7 protein-coding genes are annotated in these 10,454 nt (G+C 63.0%); 4 read left to right on the top strand and 3 right to left on the bottom strand.

Annotated features, from left to right (window positions below):
* The first annotated feature begins 173 nt into the window (after positions 1 to 173).
* Positions 174 to 2,663, top strand: a complete 2,490-nt coding sequence (locus tag HBO19_RS09900; RefSeq protein WP_170057415.1) for a fused MFS/spermidine synthase — start codon at positions 174 to 176, stop codon at positions 2,661 to 2,663.
* Between the two features lie 207 nt (positions 2,664 to 2,870).
* On the opposite strand, the gene HBO19_RS09905 is transcribed toward HBO19_RS09900, so the two are convergent.
* Entirely contained in the window at positions 2,871 to 3,542 is a 672-nt protein-coding gene (locus tag HBO19_RS09905) for a DUF3313 domain-containing protein (protein ID WP_169952527.1), read from the bottom strand.
* A gap of 193 nt (positions 3,543 to 3,735) precedes the next feature.
* On the opposite strand from HBO19_RS09905, the gene HBO19_RS09910 reads away from it, so the two are divergent.
* Entirely contained in the window at positions 3,736 to 6,036 is a 2,301-nt protein-coding gene (locus HBO19_RS09910; RefSeq protein WP_170057416.1) for a cytochrome c3 family protein, read from the top strand.
* Here the strand turns inward: HBO19_RS09910 and HBO19_RS09915 are convergent.
* Both HBO19_RS09915 and HBO19_RS09920 read right to left on the bottom strand, forming a co-directional pair.
* A complete protein-coding gene (locus tag HBO19_RS09915; protein WP_170057417.1) occupies positions 6,008 to 6,535 on the bottom strand; it encodes a DUF934 domain-containing protein in 528 nt (175 codons plus the stop codon). The genes HBO19_RS09910 and HBO19_RS09915 overlap by 29 nt on opposite strands.
* Positions 6,532 to 8,202 carry a nitrite/sulfite reductase gene (locus HBO19_RS09920; RefSeq protein WP_170057418.1) on the bottom strand — a complete coding sequence of 557 codons (1,671 nt, stop codon included), beginning with the start codon at positions 8,200 to 8,202 and terminating at the stop codon, positions 6,532 to 6,534. The genes HBO19_RS09915 and HBO19_RS09920 overlap by 4 nt, the downstream gene beginning before the upstream one ends.
* A 239-nt stretch (positions 8,203 to 8,441) precedes the next feature.
* Here HBO19_RS09920 and ccoN point away from each other — a divergent pair, with 239 nt between their 5' ends.
* Together ccoN and HBO19_RS09930 are read left to right on the top strand one after the other, a co-directional pair.
* A complete protein-coding gene (ccoN, locus tag HBO19_RS09925) occupies positions 8,442 to 9,869 on the top strand; it encodes a cytochrome-c oxidase, cbb3-type subunit I (protein ID WP_169952531.1) in 1,428 nt (475 codons plus the stop codon).
* Positions 9,869 to 10,090, top strand: a complete 222-nt coding sequence (locus HBO19_RS09930; RefSeq protein ID WP_169952532.1) for a cbb3-type cytochrome c oxidase subunit 3 — start codon at positions 9,869 to 9,871, stop codon at positions 10,088 to 10,090. Before ccoN ends, HBO19_RS09930 begins: the two co-directional genes overlap by 1 nt.
* Positions 10,091 to 10,454 lie beyond the last annotated feature (364 nt).

Genomic DNA, 10,454 nt, shown 5'->3' on the forward strand with positions numbered 1-10,454 from the left:
GAGCAGGCTTGTGTGGGAGCGGGCTTGCCCGCGATAGCGGTGGATCAGTCACCTAATGCATTGATTGACACTGCACTATCGCGGGCAAGCCCGCTCCCACACTAAACCCGGTTTGCACCGGGCATCTTCGCCCGTTTTGAAATATTTGTTCCCTTTGAACAAGGCAATCTGCAATGTCTTCACGCACTGCCAGCCAACCCCTGGCCCGTCTCCAGACCTCCACCCTGCTGATCCCCGCCCTGCTGCTGTTCATCTCCGGCAGCGCCGCTCTGGTGTACCAGGTGCTCTGGATCAAGCAGCTGTCACTGGTGGTTGGGGTCGAGGTCTATGCCATCACCACCGGGATCAGTGCCTTCTTTGCCGGGCTGGCCCTGGGTAGCTGGCTGTTTGGCCGCTGGGCCGATCGGCTCGCACGGCCGCTGGTGCTTTACGCCGCTCTGGAAATTCTCGTCGCCGTGCTCGGAGTCAGCGCCACGCTGGCCCTGGGCATGGCCGCCAGCCCGTTTGCCTGGCTGGAACAACGCATCGGCCTGTTGGCCTGGGTCCTGCCTTTCGCCCTGGTGGGCCTGCCTGCGCTGTTGATGGGCGGCACGCTGCCGGTGCTGGTGCGCGCCCTCAACGTCGATGCCAAGGACCTGGGCCAGGCCGGTGGCCGGCTGTATGCGGCCAACACCGCCGGGGCCATCGTTGGCACCTTGCTCACGGCCTTTGTGCTGATCGCCACCTTTGGCGTGCGCGGCAGTGCCCTGGTGGCCGCCCTGCTCAACCTGCTCGCCGCCGTCGGCGCCTTGTTGTACGTGCGCCATCGCGCAACGTCGGTCAATGCCCCGTCCAAGACCCAACCGGCGCGCCTGGCGCTGGTGCTGTATGCCATCGCCGGCGGCGTGGCCCTGGGTTATGAAGTGGTCTGGTCGCAGTCCATCGTGCAATTCATGAGTGCCCGCACCTATGCCTTTGCCGTGGTGCTGGCCACCTACCTGGCCGGGCTGTTTATCGGCAGCCAACTGATGGCGCGCCGGGTCGCACGCATTCGCGATCCGTGGGGCGTCTTCGGTCTGCTGATTGCCGGTGCCGGGTTGGTGGCCCTGCTGGAAATCGCCTTGCTGGGCCGTTGGCTGGTGCTCCTGCAAACCCAGGCTGAAGCGCTGGTACTGAGCTTCGGCGGCAGCGAATTGCCAGGCATGAGCGCACGCTTTGCAATGGCCGCCTTGTGCATTGTGTTTGTGCCCACCTTGTTGCTCGGCGCGGCGTTTCCCCTGGCGCTGCGCCTGAGTGTGGGCGGCGCGCAGGTAGGCCGGGACGTGGGCGCGATGGTGGCGTTCAACACCCTGGGCGGGATTGTCGGGGTGATGCTCTGCGGCTTTGTGCTGATCCCCTGGCTCGGCCTGGTGCGCACCCTGGGCCTGCTGGCGGTGATTGCCGGCGTGGTGGGCTACATCGCGGTGCGCCGTGGCCATGGGGTGAAAAAAGGTCGCCGCCAGGCCGTGGCGGCCATCGGCCTGCTGTCATTGGCCGCGGCCCTGCTGACCCCGGTGGACCGCCTGGCCAACCTGCTGCCCGGCGCACGCAATGCCAGCCTGGCGTTTTACCAGGAAGGCCGTGGCGCGACCGTCGCGGTGGTCACCCAGGGCAAGGGCACGCGGGCCTTTCAGCGCCTGTACATCCAGGGCGTGTCCAACACCGGCGACGCCATGCCGTCCCTGCGCTATATGCGCATCCAGGCCCTGCTGCCGTTGCTGATCCATAACGCCGAGCCCCGTGCGGCGCTGGTGATCGGCTTTGGCACCGGCATCACCGCCGGCGCACTGTTGCGTTATCCGGGGCTGGAGCAACGGGTCGTCGCAGAACTGCTGCCTGCTGTGGTGCAGGCGGCGCCGCTGTTCAAGGGCAACTACAACGCTGCCAGCGATTCCGGCGTGCAGGTGCGCTTGCGCGACGGTCGCCAGGAACTGCTACGCAGCCCCCAGGCCTATGACTTGATCACCCTGGAACCACCACCGCCCTCCGCCGCCGGCGTGGTCAACCTGTACTCGCGCGACTTCTACCAACTGGCCGCGCGGCGCCTGGAAAAACACGGCCTGCTGGCCCAGTGGCTACCGCTGCCGACGCAGAACATCGAAGACTCGCAATCATTGGTGCGCAGCTTCCTCGACGTGTTCCCCTACGCCACGCTGTGGACCAGCGAGTTCCACGAGATGCTGTTGGTGGGCTCCATGGAACCGATCGAGCTGGACGCCGCGCGTATTCGCCAGCGCTTCGAGCAAGCCCCGGTGCGCAGCGCCCTGGCCGAGGTTGGCATTGATTCGGCCGCGACCCTGCTGGCGACCTGGGTTACCGATCGCAACGGGCTGGAGCGCTTTGCCGGGCAGGCCCTGGCCGTCACCGATGACCAGCCGCGTATCGAATATGCCCCGTGGGTGCGCAGCCAGGAGATCAAGCGGGTGTTGCCGGCCTTGCTCGACTTGCGAGTGCCTGCGCCCTTGCTGAATGCCGATGGGGCATTGCTGCGCACCCTCGATGCCGAACAACAACGCCTGATGCAGTTCTACCGCGCCAGCCTGCACGCCTATGACGGTGATCGTGCGGCCTGGGGCCGGGATATCCGCCAGGTGTTGCAGGAGGATGGGGCCAATCCGTATTACCGGTGGTTTGTCGGGGATTGATGGGTGGGGGCTGGCTTGCCGCCCATGAGCATGAGTATCTACACAACTGTGTAGTGGTTCTTGGGCTTGTGCACATATCCATTGCTGCGATAACGGCCACTCATGGCCGTGTCGCGGCTACCCCGGTATCCATGCCGGGGCGCCCAAGATCAGGATCAAAAGCAGAGCTGGAGCGCGAAGCCCCATTCCCTGTAGGCGTTGGGTGGGTTACTTGGCCTTGAGCTTGAGGTAGGACTGGTGCAGATCCGCCGCCCAGCCATCCATCACCGCCTTCACATCCGCCGCTTTCATCACCTGGGTATCGTTGTCCAAAGGCTTGCCCGTGCCTTTGCGCACGACCTGGGCGATCACCCGGCCACTGTCGCCATCGAGAAACTGCGCCTCGGTGCCCAGGGTGGTTTCCTGGTCACGAATCCCGGTGCCGGTGCTCACCGCTGCTGCCACCAGGGCGACCGGAATGTACTCGTACGGCTTGAGGCTTTCGGTCTTGCGGCTGACCGCTGTGATCGCCGCCCGCACCACAATCACCCCAGGGCCCGGGGCGTTGGCCAATGGCAGGGACTTGACCAGCTCACGCTTGAGCGCCTGGTTGTAGTACTCGTTGATGCTGCGCAAGGTGTCTTCGGGGATTTGCGCGGTGGCCTGGGGCTTGGGGAAAAATTGAGTCGGCTCGATATACACCGAGGTGTAACGGTTCAGATTGAGCTTGGGATCGACCCAGCGCATCACCTCTGCGCCCGACGGCGACTTGGCTTCGCGCAACTGGCTGTAGTCGGACAGAAATCCCGAATACTCATCCGGCTGCGGGACTTTACTTGCACACCCGGTCACCCCGAGTGAGGCAATACACAGCGTACTGATCATGAGCCCTAGCTTCATGGCGCAACTCCTTGGCGTTTATCGTCGAAACGTGAAGTAACAGGTATAGCCAACTCTGGAAAAATATCCTACTACTGGCACATAAGTGCGGCTTATTTCACACCCCTGATTTGACAGGGCCCTGACCTGCGTCAAAGCTGCACACAGCTTAAGCACGCCATAGAGCGTCAATGCATCGGACATCGGAAGTCGCATGCCCAAGGTCAGCCACCGTGATTCATCCCGTCGTTATCTCTACCCACTGTTGATTGCCGTTTTGCTACTGGCGATGGCCGCGATCTGGCTGTTCCTCCAGGCCAGTACGCCCAAGCTGCCGCTGCCGGCGCCCACACCGGTGGCTGTTGTGGCTAAACCGCCGACGCCGCCTGCGCACATGGTGGACGAGCAGCAATGCCAGGGCTGCCATCAACCCCAGGCCAAGGACTGGCAAGGTTCTCACCATCAACTGGCAATGCAGCAGGCAACCCCCCAGACGGTACCGGCCGATTTCAACAATGCCTCGTTCCAGGGCGAAGGCGAAACCACTCGCTTCCTGCGCCGGGGCGATGAGTTCTGGGTTAACACCCCGGGGGTCGATGGCAAGCCTGCCGACTTCAAGGTCGCCTACACCTTCGGCATCGCCCCTTTGCAGCAGTACCTGATCGAGGTCGGCGACGGACGCTTGCAGGCCTTGGGCGTAGCCTGGGATACCGAAAAAAACCGCTGGTTCCACCTCTATCCCGGCCAGGGCGTGAACTTCAAGAACCCATTGCACTGGAGCAAGCCGAGTCAAAACGCCAACTTCATGTGCGTGGAATGCCACACCACCGGCTACCAGCGCAATTTCGATGCGCCCAACAACCGCTTCGACAGCCAGTGGAACAGCCTCGGTGTCGGCTGCCAGGCCTGCCATGGCCCGGCCTCGAACCATGTGCAATGGGCAGCGAAGAAAGGCGACCTATTGCATGCAGGCTTTGCCGTGGACTTGAAGGACAAGGACGCCACCGTCGAGCTTGAAACCTGCGCCCGCTGCCATGCACGCCGCGCCCCACTGGGTGACGGCTATACCGTGGGCAAGCGCCTGATGGATGACTACCTGCCCAGCGTGCTGACCCGCGAGTTGTATGCCCTGGACGGCAAGATCAAGGACGAAGTGTTTGAGCACGGCTCCTTCGCCCAGAGCAAGATGGCCGACAAGGGCGTGCGCTGCACCGACTGCCATAACCCCCATAGCAACCAGTTGAAGGCCCCCGGCAACGGTGTGTGCCTGCAATGTCACAACACGGCGGGCAAGACTGCGGTTGCCTCGGTAGATGGCCGCGGGTTGCAGGCCAGGAATTACGAAGCGCCGGAACACACGCGCCATGTCGCCGGGCAGCCTGGCTCGTTTTGCGTCGATTGTCATATGCCCGGCAAGTTCTACATGGGCAACGACTTTCGCCATGACCACAGCTTCAGCATCCCCAACCCCGAGCGCGCCGCCAGGCTCGGCACCCCGGACGCCTGCCTGAGCTGCCACCAGGGCAAGGCCGGCGACAAGATCAGCGCACAATTCAAACTGTGGGACCACAGCCAGACACTCCAGGCCCCACGCTACGACGAAAGCCTGGCGCTGATTCGCGGCGGCCAGCCGGGTGCGGCACACGCGTTGTATGAGCAATTGGCGCGCAGCAACCTGCCGGCAATCCAACGCGCCACGCTGCTGGCCGAGTTGCCCAACTACCCCAGTGAGCAGGCGTTGAAGCTGGCGACCAAAGACCTGGGCCACCCTGCCCCACAGGTGCGCGAGAGTGCGCTTCGGGCGGTCAGCGCCTTGCTGCCGCCTGCCGAGCGCGTGGCGCTGTATCGCCCCTTGCTCAAGGACCCGGTGCGGGCGGTGCGCATTCTCGCCGCGCGGGATCTGCTCAGCGTCGCAGCGCAAGGCCTGGGCCCGGCCTGGGAACAGGCCATCGGTGAATACGAGAACGTGCAACGGAGCCTGCAAGAGCGCGCCGAAGCCAACCTCAACCTGGCCATGCTGTACCAGGCCAGCGGGCGCGCCGGCCTGGTCGAAGCCCAACTGCGCACGGCGCTGCTGCGCGACCCGGACTTCTACCCGGCGCTGGTGACCCTCGCACAGTGGCTGGAGGCCAATGGCCGGGGCGAAGAAGCCCGCCGCCTGGTTGCCGAAAACCTCAAGCAACATCCCGAGGCCGCGCTGCTGCAACATACCCAAGGGTTGATGCTGATTCGCCAGGGCCATACGCCGTCGGCGCTGACGCACTTGCGCGAAGCCGCCCGCCTGGAACCGGGCAACGGGCAGTACAGCTTTGTGCTGGCGGTGGCGTTGCACGACGGTGGTCAGGTCGACAAGGCCTGCCAGCAGTTGGAAGCACTGCTCCAGCGCCAACCGTATAACCGTAACGCGCGGCTGTCGCTGATCCAGTACTACCTGGAGAACAATCAGGAACCCAAGGCGCAAGTGGTGATGCAGGGCTGGAAAAAACTCAATCCTGGCGACCCGGCATTGAAGTAAGCACCTGCCGCCGCCGAAACAGCGGCCGCGGCTCAATCACCGAGCGACCATAGCTCACGCTCATGCCCGCCAGGCCCTTGAGTGCGTCGACGGCCGACTTGTCCTCGCGCACGGCGAACCCGTCGAAACCACACTGGCGCATATGGCTCAGTTGGTCGCGCAGCACATCCCCCACCGCCCGCAACTCGCCCTGCCAGCCCATGCGCGTGCGCAGCAGATAGGCCTGGCTGTAGGCCCGGCCATCGCGAAAGCTGGGGAAGTCCAGGGCAATCAGCGGCAACACCTCCAGCCACGGCTGCAGGTGTTCGACTTCATCGTCCGGGCCGAGCCACACCGCGTCCTGCGGCGGCTCTGGCACAATACGCCGGCTCAGCCACAGGGCCAGCGGCAGGATCAACGGGCCAGCGGGCAGCGGTACGGCGGCGTCGCGCACCAGGGTCCAGGGGTCATCCTGCTTGATACGGGCCACGCCCTGTTCCAGGCTCAACAGATTGTTCATACCGGTTGCACCACGCTGCCATACACCCGCTCCTTGAACGGCTCCAGGCCGATGCGTTGCACGGTGTCGATAAAGGGTTCGTCGCTCTCCCGGTAGCGGACGTAGGTGGCGATCAGGCGTGAGATCACATCCGGGATCTGTGCGGCGCTGAACGAAGGGCCAATCACCTTGCCCAGCGCACTGGCCTTGCCCTGGGCGCCGCCCAGGGTGATCTGGTACCACTCGCTGCCATTTTTATCGACGCCCAGGATGCCGATATTGCCGATGTGGTGATGCCCACAGGCATTGATGCAGCCGGAGATATTCAGGCTGATATCGCCCAGGTCATGCAGGTAGTCGAGGTTGTCGAAGCGCTGCTGGATCGCCTGGGCGATGGGGATCGACTTGGCGTTGGCCAGGGCACAGAAGTCGCCGCCGGGGCAGGCGATGATGTCGGTCAGCAAGCCGACATTGGCGCTGCCCAGGCCCTGCTCGCAGGCCAGGGACCACAACGCATGCAGCCACGCCTTGGGCACATCCGGCAGTACGATGTTCTGTTCATGGGCGATGCGGATTTCGCCAAAGCCGAACTGCTCGGCCCACTGCGCCACGGCGTCCATCTGCTCGGCCGTCACGTCGCCCGGCGGCGCGGCAATCCCCGGCTTGGTGGACAGCACCACACTGCTGTAGCCCGGCACTTTGTGGGGCTGCACGTTGCGTGTCACCCAGCGCGCGAACGCCGGGCTGTCAGCCATGTGTGTGCCAAAGTCCAGGTCGGTGTCGGGCAGGGCCTGATAATGCGGTGGTACAAAGGCCGAGGCCACGCGCTGGTACTCATCCTCGGTCAATTGCGCCGGGCCGTCGCGCAGGTGTTGCCACTCCTCCTCCACCTCCCGGGAAAACGCCTCGATGCCCAGGGCCTTGACCAGGATCTTGATCCGCGCCTTGTACTTGTTATCGCGCCGGCCATGGCGGTTGTACACGCGCAGCACCGCCTCGACGTACGACAGCAGGTGCTGCCAGGGCAAGCCGTCGCGAATCTGCAAGCCGAGGATCGGCGTGCGCCCAAGGCCGCCGCCTACCAGCACGCGCAACAGCATGTGGCCGCCGGCGTCCTGGTAAAGATAGAGGCCGATGTCATGCATCATGATCGCCGCCCGATCCTGGCGCGCCGAGCAGATGGCGATCTTGAACTTGCGCGGCAAGAACAGGAATTCGGGGTTGATGGTCGACCATTGCCGCAGGATTTCCGCGAGCGGGCGCGGGTCCAGCAACTCGTCGGCGGCCACCCCGGCAAAGGCTTCGGTGGTGATGTTGCGCACGCAGTTGCCGGAGGTCTGGATCGCATGCATGTCGACTTCGGCCAGGCGCTGGAGGATGTCGGGCACCTGCTGCAACTCGATCCAGTTGAACTGCATGTTCTGGCGCGTGGTGAAGTGGCCGTAGCCGCGATCGTAGTCCCGGGCAATGCTCGCCAGGGTGCGCAACTGCTGCGCACCGAGGGTGCCGTAGGGGATCGCCACCCGCAGCATATAGGCATGCTTTTGCAGGTACAGGCCGTTTTGCAGGCGCAGCGGCAGGAATTCTTCTTCGCTCAGGTCGCCAGCGACAAACCGTTCGACCTGATCACGAAACTGCGCCACACGCTCGAAGACCAGGGCCCGGTCGTACTCATCGTACCGATACATCTCGCTACCTCATCATGGCTGACCGCGCTCGACGGCAGCGGTTTCTATGGGAGCGACTATGCACTTACAGCTCAATGCGTCACAGATTCAGCTAAAAACTAAAAAACCATATCAGCCGTGCAATACCCCATGTTTTAAGGGATAAATTCTGATCCGTATTAATGTAGTTTTTCTGAGCCTGTTTTGTTTTTCATGGATTTCCTACAGTGCCCGGGACTTGAAACCGTGGAAGACTGACCATGAGCACAGCATCAACCGGGCAGGCCTATAACTATAAGGTTGTCCGTCAATTCGTCATCGCCACCGTGGTATGGGGCGTTATCGGCATGGCCATGGGCGTATGGATCGCCTCCCAACTGGTGTGGCCGGACATGAACCTGGACCTGCCCTGGACCACCTTTGGCCGCTTGCGGCCACTGCACACCAGCCTGGTGATTTTCGGCTTTGCCGGCAGCGCGCAATTTGCCGCCAGCTACTACGCGGTGCAACGTACCTGCCAGGTGCGCCTGTATAGCGACTGGCTCGCCGCCTTTACGTTCTGGGGTTGGCAGTCGGTGATTGTGATCATGCTGATCACCCTGCCCCTGGGCTACACCACCACCAAGGAATACGCCGAGATCGAATTCTCCGGCGCGGTGTGGATGACCGTGGTGTGGGTAGCCTACGCCATTGTGTTCTTCACCACCGTGGTGCAGCGCAAGACCCAGCACATCTACGTCGGCAACTGGTTCTTCGGCGCGTTTATCGTGGTGATCGCCATGCTGCATGTGGTCAACCACCTGTCGATCCCGGTGGACTGGTTCAAGTCCTACCCGGTGTATTCCGGCGCCACCGACGCCATGGTGCAGTGGTGGTACGGGCACAACGCGGTGGGGTTCTTCCTGACCACCGGGTTCCTGGGAATGATGTATTACTTCGTGCCCAAGCAGGTCGGGCGGCCGGTGTATTCCTATCGCCTGTCCATCGTGCACTTCTGGGCGCTGATCACCCTGTATATCTGGGCGGGGCCCCACCACCTGCACTACACCGCGCTGCCGGACTGGGCGCAGTCGTTGGGCATGGCCATGTCGCTGATCCTGCTGGCACCCAGCTGGGGCGGCATGATCAACGGCATGATGACCCTGTCGGGCGCCTGGCATAAATTGCGCACCGACCCGATCCTGCGCTTTCTGGTGTTGTCGCTGGCGTTCTACGGCATGTCGACCTTTGAGGGGCCGATGATGGCGATCAAGACGGTCAACGCCCTGTCCCACTACACCGACTGGACCATCGGCCACGTTCACGCGGGTGCCCTGGGTTGGGTGGCGATGATCACCTTTGGCTCGCTGTACCACATGATCCCGAAAGTCTTCGGTCGCGAGCAGATGTATAGCGTGCCGCTGATCAACCTGCACTTCTGGCTGGCAACCATCGGCACGGTGCTGTACATCGCCTCGATGTGGGTCAACGGCATCACCCAGGGCCTGATGTGGCGGGCGGTCAACGACGACGGCACCCTCACCTACTCGTTCGTAGAGGCCTTGCAGGCCAGCCACCCGGGGTTTGTGGTGCGGTTTGCCGGTGGGGTGTTCTTCCTTGGCGGCATGTTGCTGATGGCCTACAACACCTGGCGCACCGTACGGGTCGCGGACCTGAAGGTGGCGCACAATGATGCGCAGATCGCCTGATGTGGGAGGTCATTTTCAACCTGGCGGCGGTGATCTGCCTGTATGGCGCCGTGGAGTACTGCCTGCGCGGGCAATCGGGGGAAACCTTGGATGAGGCGAGCTTGATTCCGTTTGCCGACGACCCGGAAGTGGCGCGGCGGGTGGAGCTGGCGACGGGCAAACAGGTCAAGGCGGTGGCACCTGAGGAGGCCAAGCCGGGCTGGGGTAATGTCGAGCTCTAAAGCTCGGTGTTGGGCTTTTTGTGGGAGCGGGCTTGCCTGCGATGGCCATAGGTGTCTACACAACTCGCTCTTTTTTTGTAGTTGGGTGTGAGTACATATCCGTTGCTGCGGTCATGGCCGTGTCGCGGCTACCCCGGCATCCATGCCGGGGTGCCCACTGCGCAATACCTGCCTGCGGCCATCGTAGTTTGACAGGGCACCTAAGATCAAAAGCCAGATCAAAAGCAGAGCAACAGCAGAACCAGAGCGCGAAGCTGCATTCCCCTGTAGGAGCTGGCTTGCCTGCGATGACGCCCGAAAGAACACATCAGAGTATCTGGTATTCATTCGTCATCGTTAACGACCATCGCAGGCAAGCCAGTTG

This window comes from Pseudomonas sp. WS 5021 (assembly GCF_012985535.1).
Lineage (GTDB): Bacteria > Pseudomonadota > Gammaproteobacteria > Pseudomonadales > Pseudomonadaceae > Aquipseudomonas.